Source organism: Stutzerimonas frequens (assembly GCF_024448335.1).
Classification (GTDB): Bacteria; Pseudomonadota; Gammaproteobacteria; order Pseudomonadales; family Pseudomonadaceae; genus Stutzerimonas; species Stutzerimonas frequens.
The window spans coordinates 268,746-289,298 of sequence record NZ_JAMOHM010000004.1 but is presented as its reverse complement, the minus strand read 5'-3'; the positions used below and the strand labels follow the sequence as shown (position 1 = coordinate 289,298).

Here is a 20,553-nt window from a genome sequence, read left to right as displayed (position 1 = left end):
ACGCTCAGATATCGTAGTACCAGCGGGACCAGTCGTAATCGTCGAGGGCTACTTCGCGCAGCAGTTCGATGGCCTTGAGCAACGCGGGCGATTCGCTGGCGCGTGCATGCACCAGGTAGACCGGATAGCTGAACTCCGGCGCCTGCTCCACTCGCTTGAGAAGCCCTTCTTCCAGATAGCGCTGGACCACGCGGGTGCGAAAGTAGCCGCGGCCGCCGCATTGCACCAGATACTGCAAGGCCAGCGGCCCGAGGCTGAATGACAGCGCGGCGCGGGTGTATTCGGGCAGCGCCTGGTTATGCTGCTTGCGAAATGCCGGCCCCCAATCCACGTACAGATACGGCGTTGGATTCTGCGCCTGCACCACCTGGATCAGCTTTTCCTCCAGCAGCTGTTCGACCTGCAGACCGGGCAGGTACTCCGGCTGGTGTACCAGCGCGGCGTCGAGCACGCCGAGGTCGAGCTTCTTCTGCAGCTCTTCGCCGCTGCCCACTTCCAGTCGCACGGCGTGGCCCGGCAGCGCTTGCCGCAGCCGCTGGACCCAGGCCAGCATCAGCGGGTTGCACAGGCTCACCTCGGCGCCGAGCGTGAGCAGTTCGCCATAACCCCGTGGCAGCGGCAGGTCGCGCCGCGCGGCCTCCCAGGTCTGCACCAGCTGGCGGGCATAGGCGGCAAAGCGCTCGCCATCGGCCGTCAGCCGCGCCCCGGCGCGATTGCGCACGAACAGCCGGCAGCTCAGCTGGTTTTCCAGGTTCTGTATGCGCGCGGTGACGGCCGTCTGGGTGATGTGCAGGCGCTCGGCCGTGGCGATGAAGCTGCCGCTGCGAATGATCTCGAGAAAGGTGCGGGCGAGATCAATATCCATGGTCGACCTTAAATGCAGTGAACGTGACGGAACCGATGATTGTAGGGGGTTGTGACCGTCGTGGGGGCGCCCACCTTGAATCGGTGGGCGATCCGCTCACGATCAGTGCGAAGTGCCTTCGGCGAATTCGATCTTGTTGCCGACGTTGTACTTGCCGGAGGGCTTGTTCATCGGGATGCGTTTGACCTCCTCCAGCGTGTTGGCGTCGTAGACGAGGAGGGCGCCGTCGGTGTCCCAGACGCTGAGCAGGGCGTAGCGGCCGTCGTTGGTGAATTCGACGTGGGCGGCGTTCTTGCCCGGCATCGGGCGCAGGGTGTGGGCGACTTCCAGGGTCTGTTTGTCGATCAGGTGCACGGCGTCGTTGTTCGGGCCGAAGAATACGTCGGTCCAGGCGTAGGGCGAGTTGGCCTGGCTGCGCATGAAGAAGCCCGGGCCTTCGGTGGGAATCTCCTTGATCAGCTTCCAGGTTTGCAGATCGAGCACCGAGATCAGCCCCTTGCTGACGTTGGGCGTGGCGAACACCCACTTGCCGTCGCGTTTCCAATAGATGCCCGAGCCCAGGTGCGGCATGCCCGGCAGCGGGATGTCGGTGACCGCCTTACCGGTATCCAGGTCGATCACCTGGCCGCCGTGGGCCTTGCGCGAGGTGGCCAGCAGGTGGCGGTAGTCGGGGGTGAAGGAGAAGTCGTCGAGGAAGTCGGCGGCCTCGATGCGCCGCGGTTCGAAGGTCGGCTCGCCGGCGTAGGAGAGCTCCCAGGCCTCTTTCACGTCTTTCAGCGCGACCACGAAGCTGTCGCGCGGTGGTGCGGTGTACACGGCGCTGACCCGCGACGGCGTGCCATCCTGGCCGACCGCGGGGATGTGCTTGACCAGCGACAGGTCGCGCGCATCGAGCAGCACCAGATTGCCCGGCAGGTAGTTGCCCACCAGCACCCACCGGCCGTCGTTGCTCACCGCCAGGTTGCGCGTGTTCAGCCCGGCGCGGACCTCGGCGATCATGCTCAGGTTGTGCAAGTCGTAGACGCTGACCCAGCCGTCGCGGGAGGCAAAGTAGACGAAGCGGCCATCCGGCGAGAACTTCGGCCCGCCGTGCAGGGCGAAGTGCGACTGGAAGTTCGCCAATTCCTCGAAACGATCGCCGTCCAGCACGCGGACGTGGTGATTGCCGGCTTCCACCACGACGAACAGGTTGAGCGGGTCGGCGCCGTGCTGCGGGGTCGTTGGCAGCGTGGCGAGGTCCTTGAGAATGCGGTGGCTGGCGCGGATGTCGGCGTCGTTCCAGGTCGGCGGCACGGCCGACGGCTGATAGAGGTAATCGACCAGGCCGGCGATCTGCGCTTCGTTCAGCACCTGCGAATAGGCGGCCATCTGGCTTGCCGGGCGGCCGTCACGGATCACCGCGTGGGCTTCGGCCGGCTTGATGCGGCTGAGGCTCTCCGGAAGCAGCGCCGGCCCGGCGCCGCCGAGGCGGTTGACGCCGTGACAGCTCTGGCAATGCGTTTGGTAAAGCGCCTGGGCGTCCGTCGGCAAGGGTGCCGCGACGGCCATGTCGAGGGCGACGAAGGTGGCGGCCGGCAACGCCGCCGCCAGCAGCAGGGCAGGAATCAGTTGCATGAGGCCTCCGCAATCTTGATCGGATCACCTTGCAGATGTGCCGGGTGCTGAACCTGACGATCTGCGAACAGGCCCACCACCCGACCGATCACGGTCAGGGTCGGCGGGGTGAGATGCTGCTGGTCGGCCATGCTTGGCAGCTGGCGCAGCGTGCAGCGCACCACCTGCTGGTTCTCGCGGGTGCCGTTGCCGATCAGCGCGGCGGGCGTGTCGACCGGCAGCCCAGCGGCGATCAGGTTGCGCGAGATCTCGCCGAGGCTGGCCAGGCCCATGTAGAACACCAGGGTCTGGCCGCCCTGTGCCAGAGCTTCCCACGGCAGGTGCAGTTCGCCGTTGCTCTGCAGGTGGCCGGTGATGAACTGGCAGGAATGCGCCAGGTCGCGATGGGTCAGCGGGATGCCGGCATAGGCGCTGCAACCGGCCGCGGCGGTGATGCCTGGCACCACCTGACAGTCGATGCCGCGTTGCAGAAGGAATTCGAGCTCCTCGGCACCGCGACCAAAGATGAACGGATCGCCGCCCTTGAGCCGCACCACACGCTTGTTCTGCAGCGCCAGATCGGCCAGCAGCTGATTGATTTCCGGTTGCGGCAGGCTGTGGTAGCCACTGGTCTTGCCGACGTAATGGCGGCTGCAGTCGGCCGGCAGCAACGCCATCAACCCGTCGCTGACCAGGCGGTCGTAGACCACCGCGTCGGCCTGTTGCAACAGGCTCCAGGCACGCAGTGTGAGCAGGCCGGGGTCGCCCGGCCCGGCGCCGACCAGAGCGACTTCGCCCGGGGCGAACGCCGCGCTCAGCGAGGCGGGAAGTGTGAGTGGCTGGTCCATGCGGTGCTCCTGAATTCTCATCGGGCTTACGGAGTGCGTTGCTGCGGCGCTTGGTCGGCCGCTTGATCGGTCAGATGGCGATGCTGGGAATGCGCTCGGCGGCGGGCAGGCCGATCTCCTCGTCGGAGAGGTAGCAGCCCGGGTCTTCGGCCCACAGATCGCCCTGCGCCCAGGCGCGGGTACGGGTGTTGCCGTTGCAGATAGCCAGCCAGCGGCAGTCGGCACAGCGACCGTGGACCGCGCGCGGATGCTGGCGCAGCTCCTGCAACAGCGGCGCCGGCTCGTTCAGCCAGATGTCGCTGAAGCGCTGGCGGCGCACGTTGCCGACGGTGTGCTGCCACCAGTAGGTGTCCGGGTGCACGTCGCCGATGTTGTCGATGTTGGCGATGCCGCTGCCCGAGGCGTTGCCGCCCCAGGCGCGCAGCATGCCCTCCAGGCGCTCGCGATGTTCCGGCAGGTGCTGCTCGACCCATTGCAGCAGCAGGACCGCGTCGGCGTCGTTGTTGCCGCTGACGAAATCGGTCTCGCGGCCGTGCTGGACGTCGTCCCAGGCCTGCTCAAAGAGCTGGCGCATGGCGTCGCGGGTCATCTGGTGATGAGCGTCGGCCTTGCGGCTGCGCTTGCCGCGGCCGCTGTAGTTGAGGTGCGAGAGGTAGAACTTCTGCACATCGTGTTCGCGCATCAGTGCCAGCAGGGCCGGCAGCTGCGGGTAGTTGTTCTGCGTCAGGGTGGTGCGCAGGCCGACGCGGATGTCGCGCTGGCGGCACAGGTCGATGGCATGCATGGACGCGGCGAAGCTGCCCTTGAGCTGGCGCCACTCGTCGTGCACCGCCTCGAGACCGTCGATGCTGATGCCGACGTAGTCGAACTGCGCCGCGGCGATACGCTCGATGTTGCTCTCGTCGATCAGCGTGCCGTTGGTAGACAGCGCAACGAAGAAACCCTTGTCACGGGCGTAATCGGCCAGCTGGAAGATGTCGGCCCGCAGCAGCGGTTCGCCACCGGAGAGGATCAGCACGCGCACACCGGCCTCGTGCAGATCGTCGATCACCTTCAGCGCCTCGACGGTATCCAGTTCGTCGCGGAACTCGCTGTCGGCGGAGGTCGCGTAGCAGTGCTTGCAGGTCAGGTTGCAGCGGCGCAGCAGGTTCCAGATCACCACGGGTGGGCGCTTGCCGCTGACGCTGCGGGCACCGAGCACCGGAGTGGCCGGCCGGGCCAGGGCGCGCAGGTAATGGCTGATTCTCAACATGGTCGGCTCCGCTTCGGCAGCGTGTGACACCGGGCGCGCCGTCTCGCGCGTCCAACTCTTGAGTGGCAGGATCACCGAGCGAGATAGGGCTGACCTTGATCAGAAACAATAAAAGTTGCAGGGCTATTGGTGCCGGGCGGGCAGGCCGTACCGCTGGTCAGAGCAGCGTCAGCAGCACGCCGATGGCCATCAGCAACGGCCAGCCGAGCAGCAGCAGGCGCCAGGCTGGCGGGGCATGGCGCAGTTCCATGAAACCGTCGGTGATCAGCCAGGCCTTGCCGAATGCGGCCAGCAGAACGCCTGCCGTCAGTGCCAGGGTGGCGCCCGCACTGCCGAGCACGACGGTGGAGACGGAAAGCGCGGCCAGACCGAGCCAGCAGGCGACCAGTAACTTGGAAGCGGACATGACGACCTCGTCAGTTCAGCACGTAGACCAGCGGGAACAGCAGCACCCAGACCAGATCCACCATGTGCCAGTAGAGCACCCCGGATTCCAGGCCGCTGTGCGCGTCCGTGCGGTAGGCACCGCGCCGGCAACGCTCGGCCAGCCAGCCGAGAATCACCATGCCCAGCAGTACGTGGAGGAAATGAAAGCCGGTGAGAATCCAGTACAGGGTGAAGAAGGTGTTGTGCTCCATCCCCAGGCCGAGCCCGGCCAGGTGGCCATACTCGTTGAGCTTGAGCACCACATAGATGCACGCCGAGGCCAGCGCCGCGAGCAGCAGCAACGCCGCACGACCCTGCCGCGCCTGACGGACCTGTTCCACCGCCAGCGCGGCGAGCAGGCCGGAGGTCAACAGGCTCAGCGTCAGCGCCAGGCCGATGGAGCTGTCCAGTGCCGCGCGGCTTTCGCCGAACAGCTGCGGGTTGAACATCTGCGTGACCGCGAACGCCAGGATCAGGATGGCGAACACCGTCAGCTCGGCGAGGATGAAGAACCACATCGCCAGGTCACCCGGCAGGCGCCGGGACGGCTGGGCGACGCGTTCAGCCGAAGTGGACATCGACCACATCCATCAGCGCGGCAACGGTCTGCGGATCATCCGACAGCGGCTCGGCGAGACAGGCCAGGCAGGCCTGCCGCGGCGTCATGCCGGAGCGGATCATGCGTGCGGTGAAGATCAGCAGGCGGGTCGAGGCGACTTCCTCCAGATCGTGCTGCTCCAGCCGACGCAGTGCCTGGCCAAGCTTGACCACCTGGGCGGCGAGCGCGGCATCCACCTGCGCCTCGTTGGCGACGATGCGCTCTTCCTCGGCGGCTGGCGGATAGTCGAAGCGCATCGCCACGAAGCGCTGGCGGGTGCTCGGCTTCATACCCTTGAGTAGGTTCTGGTAACCGGGGTTGTAGGACACCACCAGCATGAAGCCCGGCGGCGCCTTCAGCGCCTCGCCGGTGCGCTCGATGAACAGCTCGCGGCGATCGTCGGCCAGCGGATGCAGCACCACGGCGGTGTCCTGGCGCGCCTCGACCACTTCGTCCAGGTAGCAGATGCCGCCTTCGCGCACCGCGCGGGTCAGCGGTCCGTCCTGCCACCAGGTGCCCTGGGCACCGATCAGATGGCGGCCGACCAGGTCGGCGGCGGAGAGGTCGTCATGACAGGCCACGGTGTACAGCGGCAGGTTCAGCCGGTGCGCCATGTGCTGCACGAAGCGCGTCTTGCCGCAGCCGGTCGGGCCCTTGATCAGCACCGGCATGCCGTGCTGCCAGGCCTGCTGGAACAGCTGCTCCTCGTTGCCCAGTGGTTGATAGAACGGGGCATCCGGTGTGCCGGCGGCGGTTGGGATCTCGAGCGCATTCACAGGCAATACCTCACGGCAGCGGTTGGTTATCTCGATCGCCACGCTACCGATCCGGGTCCGGCCGCTCAAGCAGCCTGCCGGCAAAGCTTGATTGCGATCAAGCCCGCTGCGGATGCGTGGCGGAGCGAGACCCAGCGCAAGGTTTGCCCGCGACAAGGCGTCACGCTCAGGGGGTGAGGAGGGATCTCTTGATTGTCGTCAAGCGGACCCGCAAAGCCGCTCTCATAGGATGCCAGTGCACCAACAACAACTGGATCTGCCGTACCGCCGTCACCTGAGCAGGAAGCGCATCCCGCGTTTCCAGAGGAGAAACAGCATGAAAAAACCACTACTGGCTGGATTCGTCGCCGGCTTCTCGTTACTCGCTCTGGGCATTGCTCAGGCACAGAACAATCCGGAAGACAAAGCCGAGGCTGCCTATAAGGGGCAAGCGTCGGCAGTCGATCCGGCCAGTGCACAGGTCGTGCATTCACCGGGCGCACCGGACCTCACCTCCGCCGAGTTCGAGCAGGCCAAGGAAATCTACTTCCAGCGCTGCGCCGGCTGTCACGGTGTGCTGCGCAAGGGCGCGACCGGCAAGCCGCTGACGCCTGACATCACCCAGGAGCGTGGCCAGGCCTATCTGGAAGCGCTGATCACCTATGGTTCGCCTGCCGGTATGCCGAACTGGGGGACGTCCAACGCGCTGACCAAGGACCAGATCACGCTGATGGCCAAGTACATCCAGCACACTCCGCCGACCCCGCCCGAGTGGGGGATGAAGGAGATGAAGAATTCCTGGAATGTGCTGGTCAAGCCGGAAGATCGGCCGAAAAAGCAGATGAACAAGCTGAACTTGCCGAACCTGTTCTCCGTCACCCTGCGTGACGACGGCAAGATCGCCCTCGTCGACGGTGACAGCAAGAAGATCGTCAAGACCATCGACACCGGTTATGCAGTGCATATCTCGCGCATGTCCGCTTCGGGTCGTTACCTGCTGGTCATCGGTCGCGATGCCAAAATCGACATGATCGACCTGTGGGGCAAGGAGCCGGTCAAGGTCGCTGAAATCAAGGTCGGCATCGAGGCCCGCTCGGTTGAAACTTCGAAGTACAAGGGCTACGAGGACAAGTACGTGATCGCCGGCGACTACTGGCCGCCACAGTTCACCATCATGGATGGCGAGACCCTCGAGCCGCTGCAGATCGTCTCCACCCGCGGCATGACCGTCGGTACCCAGGAATACCACCCGGAACCGCGCGTCGCGGCGATCATCGCCTCCCACGAACATCCTGAGTTCATCGTCAACGTCAAGGAGACCGGCAAAGTCATGCTGGTCAACTACGAAGACATCAATAACCTGACCACCACCATGATCGGCACCGCGCCGTTCCTGCATGACGGCGGCTGGGACGTGAGCCACCGCTACTTCATGACGGCAGCGAACAACTCCAACAAAGTTGCGGTGATCGACTCGAAAGAGCGCAAGATGGCCGCGCTGGTCGATGTCGGCAAGATTCCGCACCCAGGCCGTGGCGCCAACTTCGTGCATCCGAAATTCGGACCGGTATGGGCAACCAGCCACCTGGGCGACGAGACCATCTCGCTGATTGGCACCGATCCGCAGAAGCATCCTGAAAACGCCTGGAAAGTGGTCGATACCCTGAAAGGGCAGGGCGGCGGCTCGCTGTTCATCAAGACCCATCCGAAGTCCAAGCACCTTTACCTGGACACCACCTTCCACCCGGATGCCAAGATCAGCCAGTCGGCTGCTGTGTTCGACATCAACAACCTGGCGGCCGGCTACAAGGTGCTGCCGATCGGCGAGTGGGCCGGCCTGAAGGAAGGTGCCAAGCGCGTGGTGCAGCCTGAGTACAACGAGGCGGGAGACGAGGTCTGGTTCTCGGTCTGGAATGGCCAGGAGGAGGAGTCGGCTATCGTTGTCGTGGATGACAAGACGCTAGAACTCAAAACAGTGATCAAGGACAAAAGGTTGATTACCCCAACCGGTAAATTTAACGTCCACAACACTCAGTACGACGTTTACTGAGTCCACCTGGGGGCGGGCCTCAAGATCCGCCCCCGATTAGCCTTGAGGAAGTACTCATGAAAAAAATCCTGCTCCCATTGCTCGCCCTCGGCGGCGCGCTGGCCCTGCAGCCGGCGCTGGCGCAAGACGGCGAAGCGCTGTTCAAGAGCAAGCCTTGCGCCGCGTGCCATAGCATCGACGCCAAGCTGGTAGGCCCGGCGTTCAAGGAAGTCGCCGCCAAGTACGCAGGGCAGGACGGCGCTGCCGATCTGCTGGCCGGCCACATCAAGAACGGCAGCCAGGGCGTATGGGGTCCGATCCCGATGCCGCCAAACCCGGTAACCGAAGAAGAAGCCAAGATCCTCGCCGAGTGGATTCTTAGTCAGAAGTAAGCTGCACCGGAGGACGCCATGACAGTTGCCCGACACGCCGTAACACGTCTGGGGCTGACCCTGGCGTCCTTCCTCCTGATTCCCGTCGCGCTGGCCGCTGCTCCTTCGGCAGAACGCCAGGCCCAGCTCGACAACCTGCTCCTGCAGGATTGCGGCTCCTGCCATGGCCTGCGCATGACCGGTGGGCTCGGCCCGCCACTGACGCGCGCGGCACTGGCCGACAAACCCCGTGAAAGCCTGATCGCCACCGTCACCCACGGGCGGCCCGGCACCGCCATGCCCGGCTGGAAGGCGCTGCTCGACGAGCAGGACATCGCCTGGCTGGTCGACCAACTCCTGCAAGGATATCCAAAGCCATGATTCGCCCGATCCTGCTGTTCGCGGCTGCCGCCATGCTCAGTGCCTGTGCGCAACAACCCCTGCGCGGTACCGGTGACCTCGGCGTGGTGGTCGAGCGCGCCACCGGCAGCCTGCAGATCATCGAGAGCAGCAACCAGAGCCAGCTGGCGCGCGTCGAAGGGCTGGGCGATCTGTCCCATGCCTCGGTGGTCTTCTCCCGTGATCAGCGTTACGCCTATGTGTTCGGGCGCGACGGTGGGCTGACCAAGGTCGACCTGTTGCGCCAGCGCATCGACCGCCGTGTGGTTCAGGGAGGCAACAGCATCGGCGGGGCGATCAGCCAGGATGGCCGGCTGATCGCGGTGGGCAACTACGAGCCGGGCGGCGTCAAGGTATTCGATGCCGAGACCCTTGAGCTGGTCGCCGACATCCCGGCCACGCCGCTGGCCGATGGCAGCCGCAATTCGCGGGTGGTCGGCGTGCTCGACGCCCCTGGCCGACGCTTCATCTACAGCCTGTTCGACACCAACGAGACCTGGCTGCTGGATTTCAGCCAGGGCGATACACCGACCGTCACGCGGTTCGAGAACGTCGGCAAGCAGCCCTACGATGCGCTGCTGACCCCTGATGGCCGCTACTACATTGCCGGCCTGTTCGGCGAGGACGGTATGGCCAAGATCGACCTCTGGCACACCGTCCGCGGTGTCGAGCGGATCATCGACGGTTACGGCCGCGGTCAGGAGAAACTGCCGGTCTACAAGATGCCCCACCTGGAGGGCTGGACGGTGGCCGGCGACCAGACCTTCGTCCCCGCCATTGGCCAGCATCGGGTGCTGGTGATGGACTCGAAGAGCTGGAAGCAGACCGACGCCATCGACGTCGCCGGCCAGCCGGTGTTCGTCATGGCGCGGCCGGATGCGCGGCAGATCTGGGTCAACTTCGCGCACCCGGACAACGGCAAGGTGCAGGTCATCGACAGCGAAACCCACGAGATCATCGCCACCCTGGAGCCCGGCCCGGCCGTGCTGCATATGGAATTCACCGCCCGTGGCGACCAGCTCTGGCTGTCGGTGCGCGACGGCAACGAGGTCCAGGTGTGGGACCCCTACAGCCTGAAGCTGATCAAGCGCCTGCCGGCACAGAGCCCGAGCGGCATCTTCTTCAGCAGCCGCGCTCACGAGACGGGGTTGTGACATGCACATCGACGCTCTCAGTCGCCGCCTGATCGACCGTTTTCAGCACGGCATGCCGCTGTGTGCCGAACCCTACCGCGCCATGGCCGAGGAACTCGGCTGCAGCGAGGACGAGGTGCTGGACCGCCTCGAACAGCTGCAGGCCGCCGGCGGGCTTTCGCGCGTCGGCCCGGTGTTCGAACACAGCCGAGCCGGTGCGAGCACCCTGGTGGCACTGGCCGTGCCCGAAGCGCGGCTGGAGCAGGTGGCGGCCCGCATCAGTGCCTTCCCCGAGGTCAATCACAACTATCTGCGCGAGCATCGCTACAACCTCTGGTTCGTGCTGACCGGGCCGGACCGTGCGCACATCGACCGAGTGCTCGCCGAGATCGAAGCCGACACCGGGCTGGTGCCCCTGGACCTGCCGATGCTCAACGCGTTTCGCATCGATCTGGGCTTTCCCTTGGGAGAACCGTCATGAACGACTGCCTCAACGATTTGCAGGCGATGCAGCTGCGCCGCCTGCTCGAGGCCGGCCTGCCACTGGCGGCAAGGCCCTACCAGCGCCTTGCCGAGCAGATCGGCTGCAGCGAGCGCCAGGTGCTCGAACAGGTCGAGCAGTGGCAGGAGGCCGGGCTGTTCCGCCGCGTCGGGCTGGTGCTCAAACACCGGGCGCTGGGGTTTCGCGCCAATGCCATGCTGGTGATGGATATTCCCGACGAGCAGGTCGACGCGATCGGCCGCCGCCTGGGCCAGGCCGCCGGGGTCAATCTCTGTTACCAGCGGCCACGGCGCCTGCCACAGTGGCCCTACAACCTGTTCTGCATGGTTCACGGTCGCGAACGTGAACAGGTCTGCGGACTGATCGAGCGGCTGCTGGCCGAGCACGGTCTGAGCGATGTGCCGCACCAATTGCTGTTCAGCACGCGGGCCTTCAAACAGTGTGGCGGACGTTTCGCGCCGCCATTGCCGGACGTCGCCAATGGATGACTTCGATCGACTGTTGATCAATCGCCTGCAACACGGCCTGCCGCTGGTCCGCCAGCCATGGGAAGCGCTGGCCACGGAGTTGGGCAGCAGCTCCGAGACTCTGCGGCAGCGGGTCCAGGCGTTGCTCGACGATGGCACCCTGACCCGCTTCGGGCCGATGTTCGATGTCGAGCGCCTCGGCGGCGCCTTCACCCTGGCCGCGCTGGCGGTACCGGAGGCGCGCTTCGACGAGGTCGCCACGCAGCTCGAAGCGATGCCCGAGGTCGCCCACAACTACCGCCGTGAGCACCAGTGGAACATGTGGTTCGTGCTCGGTTGCGAGACGCCCGCGGGCATCGCCGAAACCATCGCCCGCATCGAGGCGCAGACCGGCCTGACGGTGCTCAACCTGCCGAAGGAGAAAACCTATCATGTCGGTTTGCACTTCCCCGTCTGACGAAGCGCTGGTGCGTCGGTTGGTCGAACTCACCGAGGCCGGTCTGCCGCTGGTGGCCGACCCCTGGGCCTGGCTCGCCGGCGAGCTGGGGCTCGAGGTGGACGACACCCTGGCGCTGCTGCAGCGCCTGCAGGCCGAAGGGGCGATTCGGCGGATCGCCGCGGTGCCCAACCACTACCGCCTGGGTTACCGGCACAACGGCATGACCGTGTGGGATGTCGACGATGCCGAGATCGACCGTCTGGGCGCGCTGATCGGTGCTCAGCCCTTCGTCAGCCACTGCTATCGACGGCCACGCCGCGAGGGTTGGCCTTACAACCTGTTCGCCATGGTGCACGGGCGCGATGCCAGCGACATCGAGGCCTACCGCAACCAGATCCGCGCGTTGCTCGGCACTGCCTGTCGCGCGAACGAGATGCTGGTGTCCAGTCGCATTCTGAAGAAGACCGGCCTGCGCCTGGCCGCTCAGCGCCGCGCCTGAGCCTCCGTCGGCGCTGCCGTTCGCCCTCGTCGGCAGCGCCGGCCAGCGGGTGCACAAGCCCGTTGCACAGCGGCCCGATGCCCGGCGGGCGCGCCTGAAAAGCGCTGGAGCCCCTGCCCGGCAAGGGCTTGCGGCCTCCCTTCGATCTCGCTGGAAAGCCTGACTGTTGCGTTCGGGTTTTTCTTGATTGCCATCAAGCAGGTTTCGATAGCCCCCTTCTTAAACTGGCCACGCCAAGCCATGAGGAGGCGACCATGTCCGAGACCTTCACCAAAGGGATGGCCAGGAATATTTACTTCGGAGGAAGCGTGTTCTTCTTCCTGGTATTCCTCGGCCTCACTTACCACACAGAGCAGACTTTCCCCGAACGAACCAATGCATCGGAGATGACCGAGGCGGTGGTTCGCGGCAAGGCGGTCTGGGAAAACAACAACTGCATCGGCTGCCACAGCCTGCTGGGTGAAGGCGCCTACTTCGCGCCGGAGCTGGGCAACGTGTTCGTCCGCCGGGGGGGGGAGGAGGCCTTCAAGCCCTTCCTGCACGCCTGGATGAAGGCTCAGCCACTCGGCGCCCCCGGACGCCGGGCGATGCCGCAATTCAATCTGACCGAGCAGCAAGTTGACGATATGGCGGAGTTCCTCAAGTGGACTTCGAAGATCGACACCAACAACTGGCCGCCAAACAAGGAAGGTTGAGTGATGAACGTCTTTGTTTCCGAATTCACTGGAGGGGCCACGAGATGAGCATTCTCAACCCGCATCTCAAATTCCAATCGCAGGCGGTCGCCAAACCCTACTTCGTGTTTGCACTGATCCTGTTCGTCGGTCAGATCCTGTTCGGTCTGATCATGGGGCTGCAGTACGTGGTGGGCGACTTCCTGTTCCCGCTGCTGCCGTTCAACGTGGCGCGGATGGTGCACACCAACCTGCTGATCGTCTGGTTGCTGTTCGGCTTCATGGGCGCGGCCTACTACCTCATCCCCGAGGAAGCGGACCGTGAACTGCACAGCCCGAAACTGGCCATCATCCTGTTCTGGGTGTTCGCCGCCGCCGGCGTGCTGACCATTCTCGGTTACCTGTTCGTGCCCTATGCGGGCCTGGCGGAAATGACCAAGAACGAGCTGCTGCCGACCATGGGGCGCGAGTTCCTGGAGCAGCCGACGATCACCAAGATCGGCATCGTGATCGTGGCGCTGGGCTTCCTCTACAACATCGGCATGACCATGCTCAAGGGTCGCAAGACCGTGGTCAGCACGGTGATGATGACCGGTCTGATCGGCCTCGCGGTGTTCTTCCTGTTCTCCTTCTACAACCCGGAGAACCTGGCGCGCGACAAGTACTACTGGTGGTTCGTCGTGCACCTGTGGGTGGAAGGCGTGTGGGAGCTGATCATGGGTTCGATGCTGGCCTTCGTCCTGATCAAGATCACCGGCGTGGACCGCGAAGTGGTCGAGAAGTGGCTCTACGTGATCATCGCCATGGCGCTGATCACCGGCATCATCGGCACCGGCCACCACTTCTTCTGGATCGGCGCACCGACCGTGTGGCTGTGGCTGGGCTCGATCTTCTCCGCCCTTGAGCCGCTGCCGTTCTTCGCCATGGTGCTGTTCGCCCTGAACATGGTGAACCGTCGTCGCCGCGAACACCCGAACAAGGCCGCCTCGCTGTGGGCCATCGGCACCACCGTGACCGCCTTCCTCGGCGCCGGTGTATGGGGCTTCCTGCACACCCTGGCCCCGGTGAACTACTACACCCACGGTTCGCAGCTGACCGCTGCGCATGGCCACCTGGCCTTCTACGGCGCCTACGCGATGATCGTGATGACCATGATCAGCTATGCCATGCCGCGTCTGCGTGGCCTGGGTGAGGCACCGGATGCACGGGCACAGCGCGTCGAGGTCTGGGGCTTCTGGCTGATGACCCTGTCCATGGTCGCCATCACCCTGTTCCTGACTGCTGCCGGCGTGGTGCAGGTCTGGCTGCAACGCATCCCTGCCGATGGCGCCGCCATGTCCTTCATGGCGACTGCCGACCAGCTGGCCATCTTCTTCTGGCTGCGTCTGGTGGCCGGGGTGATCTTCCTGATCGGTCTGGTCTGCTACCTGTACAGCTTCCGCCAGCGCGGTCGGGTACCGGCCGCAGCAGCGGCAGCCGCCGCGGCCTGAGACGGTTCGCAATGAGCATCGACGGCCCGGCTGGTATTAGCGGGCCGTTTTGCGTTTCAACTGCCAGCACGGAGTAACCCGCCATGGCCTTTACCATCGAAGTGGAAGAGTGGGTCGGCAGTGTCTGGCACCGCTTCATCACCCGTCGCGCCAGCCCGGACTTCCCCGAGGCGCGGGTCGATCTCGAGAGCATGCAGCGCCCGCTGTCGCTGCTGTTCCGCGCCATGGGCGGCGCCAGCGGGGTCGGCGTCGAAGCCGCCAGCGCGCGTGATCTGCTGCTCCGGCGCAACCTGCTGCAACAGGTCGCCGGGACCTGCAAGCAACTGCCGGTGGCCTGGTGCGACGCCAGCAATCTGCGGCTGCCGCAGAGCCTGGCGGTCTACCCGGAAGTCTCGCTGAATCAGGATCTGTATCGCTGGCTGGCGCTGCTCGCCGCGCAGGCTGGGCCGATGCGCCACTGGGCGCGGGACAACCAGCGCTGGACGCAGGCCATCCTCGAGCAGTTCCCGGCCATGCGTGCGCGTTACCGGCGTCTGGTCGAAGCCCATCTGCAGCTGCGCCCGGACCCCAGCCAGCTGCCCAAGGCCGAGGCTGCACTGGAAAGCGCGCTGTGCCAGGCACTGCGCGAGCCGGGCAGCGTCAGCCAGTTCCCGCGCAGCGAGCGCGCGCCCTGGCCGCTGCCGCTGTGGCTGTATCCGGCGGACAACCTTGGCGAGCCCCAGGCCGCCCAGCGCGCCGAGGAAGGCGAGGGCAATCTGGAAACCCCGCCCGGCGGCGAGTCGCGCCAGCGCAAGCGCGCCCGGCGGGTCGAGGAAAGCTCGAGCAAGGGCGGCCTGCTGCTGTTCCGTCTGGAAAACCTGTTCAGTTGGTCCGAACACATCGAACTGGACCGCTGCGGCGACGATACCGAGGATCTGGACGCGGCCCGTGTCGCCGAGGATCTCGATGAACTGGCTCTGTCGCGTCAGCGCATGCGTCAGGGCGGCGGCCTGAAGCTGGACCTGGACCTGCCGGCTGCGGACTTCGACGATGTGCCGCTGGGTGAGGGCATCAAGCTGCCCGAGTGGGATTATCGCAAGCAGCGTCTGCAGAAGGATTTCGTCAACCTGCAGCTGATGCTGCCGCGCGGCTCGGAAGCCAAGCCGTTGCCGCTGCACCTGTCGCCGTTGGCGCGGCGCCTGCGCCGGCAGTTCGAGCACCTGCGCAACGACCGCCAGTGGCTGCGCCAGCAACCGCAGGGTTCCGAGCTGGACATGCAGGCCTGGCTCGACTTTCACGTCGAGCGGCAGAACGGTCAGTGCGCCGAGCGCGGCCTGTTCATGGAGCAGCGGCAGAATCGCCGCGACCTGGCCTGCCTGCTGCTGGCCGACCTGTCGATGTCCACCGATGCGCACCTGGACAACGAGCACCGGGTGATCGATGTGGTCACCGACAGCCTGCTGCTGTTCGGCGAGGCGCTGTCGGCGGTGGGCGATCCCTTTGCGCTGTACGGCTTCTCCTCGCTGCGCCGCCAGCAGGTGCGCATGCAGGAGCTGAAGAGCTTCCGCCAGCCCTACGGCGACGAGACCCGCGGCCGTATCCAGGCGCTCAAGCCCGGCTATTACACCCGCATGGGCGCGGCCATTCGCCAGGCCACCGAACTGCTCGGCGCCTGCAAGCAGCGGCGTAAGCTGTTGCTGCTGGTGACCGACGGCAAACCGAACGATCTGGATCTGTACGAAGGCCGCTACGGTGTCGAGGACACCCGCCAGGCGGTGATGGAGGCGCGCAAGCAGGGCCTGCTGCCGTTCTGCATCACCATCGACCGCGAGGCCGGCGATTACCTGCCGTACATGTTCGGCGCCAACGGCTACACCCTGATCAAGGAGCCGCAGCAGCTGCCGTTCCGCCTGCCGCAGCTGTACAAGCAGCTGACCCAGTCGTAGGCGGGAAATGCAGACGAGGGCGGTTCGCTACAACCGCCGCGGTGCTGCACTGCTCGATGGTAGGGTGCATGTCGCTTTTCACATCCACCGTGCACAGCGTGCGGTGGATGGCCACCCGGTGGATCGCTGAAGCGTGACCCCACGACAGGGGATTCGTTGGGCGAGCGGTCAGCGCGGCATGAAGGGTGGATGTCGCTTTTTACATCCACCGTGCACATCGCTCGTGGATCGCCAGCCCATGGACGGTGAAGCGAAATTCACCCCAGGCTGCTGGCAGGCAATCAGAACAGATAGCGCGGCAGCCAGACGATCATCACCGCGCAGAAGACGCTGAGGGCGATGCAGAACCAGAGGAAACGCCGTTGGCGGCGTTCCGGGGCGCCATCGGCGTGTTCCGGCAGGGGCATGCCGCAGTTGCTGCATTCGGCGTCCCCCGGCGGATTGTCTTGCTGGCAGTACAGGCACTTGGGCATATGGTGCTCCTCCTCGCCAGCAAAGCCTGACACGCGGCCCGCGCCGCCGACTTTGATGGCGATCAACTCACTCGAACTGCTCGAGCCGCTGGCGATCGAGGATGGCGATCTGCCGACCTTCCTGGGTGATGATGCCCTCGTCGATCAGGCGCCGGATGATTCGCGAAAAGGTCTCCGGCTGGATCGACAGGTGCCCGGCCACCAGCTGCTTGGCCATCGGCAGTTCGAAGCTGTTGCTGTCGTCCTTGACCCGTGCCAGTTGCGTCAGCAGATAGCGCACCACGCGGTGCGTGGCGTTCTTCAGCGACAGGGTCTCGATCTCGTTGATGCGCTGGTGCAGGCGCACACAGAGCTTGCCGAGCAGGGCGAAGGTCAGCCGCTGGTTGGCCTCCAGCAGACGCATGTAGGCCGCGTTGGAGAAGCGGTAGACCTGCGACGGGCAGACCGCCTGGGCCGAGGCCACGTAGTTGGGGGTGTCCATCAGCATCATGGCTTCGGCGAAGGTCTGGCGGTTGCCGATGACCTCGAAGACCTTCTCCTGGCCGTCCGGCGTCAGGCGGTAGACCTTCACTGCGCCGGAGATGACGAAATAGAAGTTGTGCGCCGGCTCGCCCTGGTGGAACAGGTTATCGCCTTTGTCCAGGTTAAGCAGCTGGCTGGAGTTGAGCAGTTCTTCCATCTGCTCTTCGTTGAGCGGTTCGAACAGGTGATGGCTGCGGAGAATCTGGTGGTGTACGCGGTGAAGCACCATGCAAGGCGTCCTGTTTCAGTGGAACGATTACTACAACGTTGGCCTCAGCCTACCGCATGTGGTGTCGGTGGCGCATGTCGGACGTTGACCAACGTCAAGGTTCGGCGTGCGAGTGAGCGCCGCCGCCCGGTGCGATCAATACAGGCGGGCGACGAAACCGTCACGCCAGAGCGGCGCGGCGAACAGCTGCGGGTAGCGCTCCAGTGCGTCGACCAGGCGCTGCAGGCCCTGCTCGCGCTGGTCGGCTTCGGACAGCGCCTCGGCGCCGCGGAGCAGATCGATCAGCAAGCCGTGCAGCGCGGCATCCGCGGCTTCCGGCAGCTTGCAGTTGGCGACGAGGTAGCTGGTCGCCGCCTCGATGTCGCGCTGCAGCTCGGCGGCCGCCTGGTCACCGATCGGCTGGCCCGGGGCATCCGGCAGGCTGCGCTGGACCGCTTGGTGAATGCGCGTCATACCCTCGCGCAGGGCCTCGTCAGTGCTCCAGCGGACACCCGGCCGGGGCTCGATCACTGCCGCTTGGTCATGCTGGCCATGATCGTGGGCCATTGCCGCCTGGGCGGTGCCGGCCACCATGCTGAGGGCGAAGCCGCTGGCCATGGCGACCATGGAGGCCATGGCCACACCCCAGGCGAGCGGTTGCAGGTACTGTTTCATGGCTGTGTCACCCCGATGCGTTGAGCCTCGTCCGCGCTGGCGGCGAGCGGCGCTTCGGCGTTGCGGAACAGCACGTTGTTTTCGAGGTGGATGTGCTGCATCAGATCGTCACGCAGCTCCTCCAGCCCACGATAAAGCGCTCGCCAGGTGTTGCAGGCGTTGGCCGGTGGGGTGATGTCGTTGGTCAGCAGCGCCAGTCGTTGCAGCGCGTTGCCGTGTTCCTGATGCTCGTAGCGCATCACCGAAATCGGCCCCTGGGCCTGTGGAAAGCCCATGCCGCGCTGCAGCATCGGGAAGAGGATCTGTTCTTCCTTGAGCATGTGGCTTTCCAGTTCCTGTTGCATGTTCCACAGGTGCTCGGCCAGGCCGTTGGGGCAGCCCGGCTTGCTGCCGTGGACCTGCTCGACGCGGCTGGCCAGGCGGATCAGCTCGGGCAGCTGGTCGCGGTGGCGCTCGTGGAAACGCGCGAGAATGTATTCGATCAGCTGCCCGGCGGGCATGCTGCGCCAGTCCCTGTCTTCGGCGTCGGGTTCCAGGGCGAGCAACGCATCGGCGATATGTTGCGGATCGGCTTCGATGCGCCGCGCAGCCTCGCGCAGCGACAGATCACCGCCGCAGCAGAAATCCAGGCGGTACTGGCGGAACACGCGGGTGGCGCCCGGCACTGAACAGGCGAGATTGCCGAGGGTCTGGTCGAGTAGGTCGGTCATGGCAGCGATCCTGATGCGTCCTGATAAACATGCACGGGCCATCGCAACAGGCGTGCCAGAAATCGAGCCGGCACCAGCCGGCGCTTTGGCGCGACTGCTGGTGAAATCTACCCGGAGTGGTTATGGTGTCCAAAACCCGGAGGGTAATTGGAACCATGATGGCTGACGCACTGCTTGCCGACCTGACCACCGAGCTGCCCAACGCCGTGCGCTTGCAGCGCCTCGTGCATACCTTGCAGCAGCATTTCAATTGCGGCGCGGTGGTGCTGTTGCGCCTGGACGAGGACAGCCTGCGTCCGCTGGCCGCGGTCGGGCTGGTGCAGGAAGCGCTCGGCCGGCGCTTCGTCGTCGCCCAGCATCCGCGGTTGGCCGCGATCCTCTCCCAGCGCGAGCCGACCTGGTTCGAGCCGGACAGCCGCCTGCCCGACCCTTACGACGGGTTGCTCGACGCGCACGTCGGCGAGCCCTTGCCGGTGCACGACTGCATGGGCGTCAGCCTTTACGTCGAAGGCAAGCTCTGGGGCGCGCTGACCCTCGATGCGCTGCATGCCGGCACCTTCGGCGACGACGCCCGCTGCGACCTGCAGCGCTATACGCTGATCATCGAGGCCGCCGTGCGGGTCACCCGACTGGAGCACGAGAACCGCGGCCTGCGTCTGGCCCGCAGTGATGTGCTGGAGTCGTCGCAGGATCACGGCGAAGGCGAAATTCTCGGTCAGAGCGACGCGATTCGCGAGCTGTTGCGCGAGTTGCAGGTAGTCGCCGATTCCGAGCTGCCGGTGCTGCTGCTGGGCGAAACCGGGGTCGGCAAGGAGCTGTTCGCGCGCTGGCTGCATCGCCATTCGCGGCGACGCAACAAGCCGCTGGTGCATGTGAATTGTGCGGCGCTGCCGGAATCACTGGCCGAAAGCGAGTTGTTCGGCCACGTCAAAGGCGCCTTCTCGGGCGCCACTACCGATCGTCCGGGTCGTTTCGATGCAGCCAACGGCGGCACGCTGCTGCTCGACGAGGTCGGCGAGCTGCCGCTGACGGTGCAGGCCAAGCTGCTGCGTACCCTGCAGAACGGCGAGATCCAGCGCCTCGGTGCAGACAAGCCGCGCCAGGTGGACGTGCGTATCATCGCCGCGACCAACCGCAACCTGCGCGACAGCGTGCGTGACGGGCATTTCCGTGCCGATCTCTATCACCGCCTGTCGGTCTATCCGGCGCCGATCCCGCCCTTGCGCGAGCGTGGTAACGACGTGCTGATCCTCGCCGGGCACTTCCTTGAACTCAACCGGGCGCGCCTGGGACTACGCAGCATGCGGCTGTCGCCAGCGGCCGAGCGGGCGCTGCTGGCGTATTCCTGGCCGGGCAACGTGCGCGAACTGGAGCATGTGGTCAGTCGCGCCGCCCTGCGCCTGCTCAGCCGCGGCGCCTCGCGCAGCGAAATCCTCACCCTGGAGCCCGACTTGCTGGATCTGGACAGCCACGCCGCGGGCACGGAAGCGCCGGCGTTGGCCGAGCAGCCGGTGGCGGTCGACGAGATACTGTCGCTGCGCCAGACGGTGGATGCAGCGCAGCGCCGGGCCATCGTCTACGCCCTGGAAGCCTCCGCCGAAAACTGGGCGCAGGCGGCGCGACTGCTGGATGTCGACCCGAGCAACCTGCACAAACTGGCGCGGCGGCTGAAGCTCAAGTAGCGCCTGTCGGGCAGCCAG

At 65.5% G+C, this 20,553-nt stretch carries 23 protein-coding genes; 12 read left to right on the top strand and 11 right to left on the bottom strand.

From position 1 onward, the window contains the following. Positions 1 to 4 precede the first annotated feature (4 nt). The 7 genes from NAO55_RS08200 to NAO55_RS08170 form a co-directional block, all read right to left on the bottom strand. Positions 5 to 865 carry a LysR family transcriptional regulator gene (locus tag NAO55_RS08200; protein WP_013983988.1) on the bottom strand — a complete coding sequence of 287 codons (861 nt, stop codon included), beginning with the start codon at positions 863 to 865 and terminating at the stop codon, positions 5 to 7. Positions 866 to 967: 102 nt separating this feature from the next. Next, positions 968 to 2,479: a nitrite reductase gene (locus NAO55_RS08195; RefSeq protein WP_102838622.1), complete on the bottom strand. Its 1,512-nt coding sequence runs from the start codon at positions 2,477 to 2,479 to the stop codon at positions 968 to 970. Beyond that, positions 2,470 to 3,306: a uroporphyrinogen-III C-methyltransferase gene (gene cobA / locus NAO55_RS08190; RefSeq protein WP_102838621.1), complete on the bottom strand. Its 837-nt coding sequence runs from the start codon at positions 3,304 to 3,306 to the stop codon at positions 2,470 to 2,472. Before cobA ends, NAO55_RS08195 begins: the two co-directional genes overlap by 10 nt. Before the next feature lie 70 nt (positions 3,307 to 3,376). Continuing rightward, a complete protein-coding gene (gene nirJ, locus NAO55_RS08185; protein WP_102838620.1) occupies positions 3,377 to 4,558 on the bottom strand; it encodes a heme d1 biosynthesis radical SAM protein NirJ in 1,182 nt (393 codons plus the stop codon). 157 nt (positions 4,559 to 4,715) lie between these two features. Next, complete coding sequence (locus NAO55_RS08180) at positions 4,716 to 4,964, bottom strand: cytochrome C oxidase subunit IV family protein (RefSeq protein ID WP_013983984.1); 249 nt, start codon at positions 4,962 to 4,964, stop codon at positions 4,716 to 4,718. Between the two features lie 10 nt (positions 4,965 to 4,974). Continuing rightward, positions 4,975 to 5,562, bottom strand: coding sequence for a cytochrome c oxidase subunit 3 (locus NAO55_RS08175; protein ID WP_102838619.1), 588 nt, complete (start codon positions 5,560 to 5,562; stop codon positions 4,975 to 4,977). After that, on the bottom strand, positions 5,546 to 6,358 hold the full coding sequence (locus NAO55_RS08170; protein WP_041771999.1) for a CbbQ/NirQ/NorQ/GpvN family protein: 813 nt from the start codon (positions 6,356 to 6,358) through the stop codon (positions 5,546 to 5,548). Before NAO55_RS08170 ends, NAO55_RS08175 begins: the two co-directional genes overlap by 17 nt. 316 nt (positions 6,359 to 6,674) lie before the next feature. On the opposite strand from NAO55_RS08170, the gene NAO55_RS08165 reads away from it, so the two are divergent. The 11 genes from NAO55_RS08165 (at position 6,675) to NAO55_RS08115 (ending at position 16,265) form a co-directional block, all read left to right on the top strand. Further along, positions 6,675 to 8,387, top strand: coding sequence for a nitrite reductase (locus NAO55_RS08165; RefSeq protein ID WP_095460765.1), 1,713 nt, complete (start codon positions 6,675 to 6,677; stop codon positions 8,385 to 8,387). A 56-nt stretch (positions 8,388 to 8,443) separates the two neighbouring features. Next, complete coding sequence (locus NAO55_RS08160) at positions 8,444 to 8,758, top strand: c-type cytochrome (RefSeq protein WP_095460764.1); 315 nt, start codon at positions 8,444 to 8,446, stop codon at positions 8,756 to 8,758. Positions 8,759 to 8,776: 18 nt separating this feature from the next. Further along, positions 8,777 to 9,118 (top strand): c-type cytochrome, encoded by a 342-nt coding sequence (locus tag NAO55_RS08155; protein ID WP_102838618.1) that lies wholly within the window; start codon positions 8,777 to 8,779, stop codon positions 9,116 to 9,118. After that, complete coding sequence (locus NAO55_RS08150; protein WP_102838617.1) at positions 9,115 to 10,290, top strand: cytochrome D1 domain-containing protein; 1,176 nt, start codon at positions 9,115 to 9,117, stop codon at positions 10,288 to 10,290. The genes NAO55_RS08155 and NAO55_RS08150 overlap by 4 nt, the downstream gene beginning before the upstream one ends. A 1-nt stretch (position 10,291) precedes the next feature. Continuing rightward, positions 10,292 to 10,750 (top strand): AsnC family transcriptional regulator, encoded by a 459-nt coding sequence (locus tag NAO55_RS08145; protein WP_095460762.1) that lies wholly within the window; start codon positions 10,292 to 10,294, stop codon positions 10,748 to 10,750. Further along, positions 10,747 to 11,259 carry a siroheme decarboxylase subunit beta gene (gene ahbB / locus NAO55_RS08140; protein WP_102838616.1) on the top strand — a complete coding sequence of 171 codons (513 nt, stop codon included), beginning with the start codon at positions 10,747 to 10,749 and terminating at the stop codon, positions 11,257 to 11,259. Before NAO55_RS08145 ends, ahbB (NAO55_RS08140) begins: the two co-directional genes overlap by 4 nt. Continuing rightward, positions 11,252 to 11,695 (top strand): Lrp/AsnC family transcriptional regulator, encoded by a 444-nt coding sequence (locus tag NAO55_RS08135; RefSeq protein ID WP_013983976.1) that lies wholly within the window; start codon positions 11,252 to 11,254, stop codon positions 11,693 to 11,695. The genes ahbB (NAO55_RS08140) and NAO55_RS08135 overlap by 8 nt, the downstream gene beginning before the upstream one ends. Further along, a complete protein-coding gene (ahbB, locus tag NAO55_RS08130) occupies positions 11,670 to 12,176 on the top strand; it encodes a siroheme decarboxylase subunit beta (protein WP_013983975.1) in 507 nt (168 codons plus the stop codon). The genes NAO55_RS08135 and ahbB (NAO55_RS08130) overlap by 26 nt, the downstream gene beginning before the upstream one ends. A 254-nt stretch (positions 12,177 to 12,430) precedes the next feature. After that, positions 12,431 to 12,871 (top strand): c-type cytochrome, encoded by a 441-nt coding sequence (locus NAO55_RS08125; RefSeq protein ID WP_011914545.1) that lies wholly within the window; start codon positions 12,431 to 12,433, stop codon positions 12,869 to 12,871. Between the two features lie 44 nt (positions 12,872 to 12,915). Further along, on the top strand, positions 12,916 to 14,340 hold the full coding sequence (locus NAO55_RS08120; RefSeq protein ID WP_102838615.1) for a cbb3-type cytochrome c oxidase subunit I: 1,425 nt from the start codon (positions 12,916 to 12,918) through the stop codon (positions 14,338 to 14,340). A gap of 83 nt (positions 14,341 to 14,423) precedes the next feature. Next, positions 14,424 to 16,265, top strand: a complete 1,842-nt coding sequence (locus NAO55_RS08115; protein ID WP_102838614.1) for a nitric oxide reductase activation protein NorD — start codon at positions 14,424 to 14,426, stop codon at positions 16,263 to 16,265. Positions 16,266 to 16,546: 281 nt separating this feature from the next. On the opposite strand, the gene NAO55_RS08110 is transcribed toward NAO55_RS08115, so the two are convergent. The 4 genes from NAO55_RS08110 to ytfE form a co-directional block, all read right to left on the bottom strand. Beyond that, positions 16,547 to 16,738 (bottom strand): hypothetical protein, encoded by a 192-nt coding sequence (locus NAO55_RS08110; protein WP_014597673.1) that lies wholly within the window; start codon positions 16,736 to 16,738, stop codon positions 16,547 to 16,549. Between the two features lie 67 nt (positions 16,739 to 16,805). Further along, complete coding sequence (locus NAO55_RS08105; RefSeq protein ID WP_045633844.1) at positions 16,806 to 17,489, bottom strand: Crp/Fnr family transcriptional regulator; 684 nt, start codon at positions 17,487 to 17,489, stop codon at positions 16,806 to 16,808. A 135-nt stretch (positions 17,490 to 17,624) separates the two neighbouring features. Next, the gene (locus NAO55_RS08100; RefSeq protein ID WP_102838613.1) at positions 17,625 to 18,143 is read right to left on the bottom strand and encodes a DnrO protein; all 519 of its coding nucleotides are present in this window, start codon (positions 18,141 to 18,143) and stop codon (positions 17,625 to 17,627) included. After that, the gene (gene ytfE / locus NAO55_RS08095) at positions 18,140 to 18,853 is read right to left on the bottom strand and encodes an iron-sulfur cluster repair protein YtfE (protein ID WP_014597671.1); all 714 of its coding nucleotides are present in this window, start codon (positions 18,851 to 18,853) and stop codon (positions 18,140 to 18,142) included. Before ytfE ends, NAO55_RS08100 begins: the two co-directional genes overlap by 4 nt. Before the next feature lie 155 nt (positions 18,854 to 19,008). Between ytfE and norR the strand changes: the two genes are divergently transcribed. Next, positions 19,009 to 20,535, top strand: a complete 1,527-nt coding sequence (norR, locus tag NAO55_RS08090; protein ID WP_102838612.1) for a nitric oxide reductase transcriptional regulator NorR — start codon at positions 19,009 to 19,011, stop codon at positions 20,533 to 20,535. Positions 20,536 to 20,553 lie beyond the last annotated feature (18 nt).

Excerpts from the sequence above, each read along its gene's own strand:
- NAO55_RS08115 (WP_102838614.1), top strand. The coding sequence starts at position 14,424 with ATGGCCTTTACCATCGAAGTGGAAGAGTGGGTCGGCAGTGTCTGGCAC.
- NAO55_RS08145 (WP_095460762.1), top strand. The coding sequence starts at position 10,292 with ATGCACATCGACGCTCTCAGTCGCCGCCTGATCGACCGTTTTCAGCAC.
- ytfE (WP_014597671.1), bottom strand. The coding sequence starts at position 18,853 with ATGACCGACCTACTCGACCAGACCCTCGGCAATCTCGCCTGTTCAGTG.
- NAO55_RS08125 (WP_011914545.1), top strand. The coding sequence starts at position 12,431 with ATGTCCGAGACCTTCACCAAAGGGATGGCCAGGAATATTTACTTCGGA.
- NAO55_RS08100 (WP_102838613.1), bottom strand. The coding sequence starts at position 18,143 with ATGAAACAGTACCTGCAACCGCTCGCCTGGGGTGTGGCCATGGCCTCC.
- NAO55_RS08165 (WP_095460765.1), top strand. The coding sequence starts at position 6,675 with ATGAAAAAACCACTACTGGCTGGATTCGTCGCCGGCTTCTCGTTACTC.
- NAO55_RS08105 (WP_045633844.1), bottom strand. The coding sequence starts at position 17,489 with ATGGTGCTTCACCGCGTACACCACCAGATTCTCCGCAGCCATCACCTG.
- ahbB (WP_102838616.1), top strand. The coding sequence starts at position 10,747 with ATGAACGACTGCCTCAACGATTTGCAGGCGATGCAGCTGCGCCGCCTG.
- NAO55_RS08200 (WP_013983988.1), bottom strand. The coding sequence starts at position 865 with ATGGATATTGATCTCGCCCGCACCTTTCTCGAGATCATTCGCAGCGGC.
- NAO55_RS08120 (WP_102838615.1), top strand. The coding sequence starts at position 12,916 with ATGAGCATTCTCAACCCGCATCTCAAATTCCAATCGCAGGCGGTCGCC.
- norR (WP_102838612.1), top strand. The coding sequence starts at position 19,009 with ATGATGGCTGACGCACTGCTTGCCGACCTGACCACCGAGCTGCCCAAC.
- NAO55_RS08110 (WP_014597673.1), bottom strand. The coding sequence starts at position 16,738 with ATGCCCAAGTGCCTGTACTGCCAGCAAGACAATCCGCCGGGGGACGCC.
- NAO55_RS08175 (WP_102838619.1), bottom strand. The coding sequence starts at position 5,562 with ATGTCCACTTCGGCTGAACGCGTCGCCCAGCCGTCCCGGCGCCTGCCG.
- cobA (WP_102838621.1), bottom strand. The coding sequence starts at position 3,306 with ATGGACCAGCCACTCACACTTCCCGCCTCGCTGAGCGCGGCGTTCGCC.
- NAO55_RS08155 (WP_102838618.1), top strand. The coding sequence starts at position 8,777 with ATGACAGTTGCCCGACACGCCGTAACACGTCTGGGGCTGACCCTGGCG.
- ahbB (WP_013983975.1), top strand. The coding sequence starts at position 11,670 with ATGTCGGTTTGCACTTCCCCGTCTGACGAAGCGCTGGTGCGTCGGTTG.
- nirJ (WP_102838620.1), bottom strand. The coding sequence starts at position 4,558 with ATGTTGAGAATCAGCCATTACCTGCGCGCCCTGGCCCGGCCGGCCACT.
- NAO55_RS08180 (WP_013983984.1), bottom strand. The coding sequence starts at position 4,964 with ATGTCCGCTTCCAAGTTACTGGTCGCCTGCTGGCTCGGTCTGGCCGCG.
- NAO55_RS08160 (WP_095460764.1), top strand. The coding sequence starts at position 8,444 with ATGAAAAAAATCCTGCTCCCATTGCTCGCCCTCGGCGGCGCGCTGGCC.
- NAO55_RS08150 (WP_102838617.1), top strand. The coding sequence starts at position 9,115 with ATGATTCGCCCGATCCTGCTGTTCGCGGCTGCCGCCATGCTCAGTGCC.
- NAO55_RS08135 (WP_013983976.1), top strand. The coding sequence starts at position 11,252 with ATGGATGACTTCGATCGACTGTTGATCAATCGCCTGCAACACGGCCTG.
- NAO55_RS08195 (WP_102838622.1), bottom strand. The coding sequence starts at position 2,479 with ATGCAACTGATTCCTGCCCTGCTGCTGGCGGCGGCGTTGCCGGCCGCC.